This is a genomic window from Labrys sp. 22185, from assembly GCF_052045555.1.
Taxonomy (GTDB): domain Bacteria; phylum Pseudomonadota; class Alphaproteobacteria; order Rhizobiales; family Labraceae; genus Labrys; species Labrys neptuniae.
In genome coordinates, this window is record NZ_JBQEPH010000143.1 from 1 (window position 1) to 331 (window position 331).

The window sequence follows — 331 nt, forward strand, 5'->3', positions numbered from 1 at the left end:
AGCAAGAGCACCGGCAGCCGCGGCATTGGATTGATTGCCGAGCGAAACGGAACCCTGCCCGACCGCGAAATTGGCATTGCCCAGCGCGACCGCGCCATTCGCCGCCGTGGTGCCGAGAGTGTCACCTGCAGCGGTGTTATTGGCGCCGAGCGCCACGGCACCTGCGCCGTTGGCCACATTCGGGTCGCCGATCGCCACCGCGCCATCACCGATGGCCTTCTGACCCAGGCCGATGGCGACAGCCCCTCCAGCCGCGGTCGCGGCGTTGGCATTGGCGCCCACGCCGATGGCGACGTTCTGGCCCGTTGCACCCGAAACAGAATTGGTGCCC

Annotated in this window: 1 pseudogene; it reads right to left on the reverse strand. The window is 68.0% G+C overall.

Going from position 1 to position 331, the window contains the following annotated elements:
• Positions 1-331 (reverse strand): annotated as a pseudogene (locus ACTJKX_RS38315) (hypothetical protein); the annotation flags it as partial.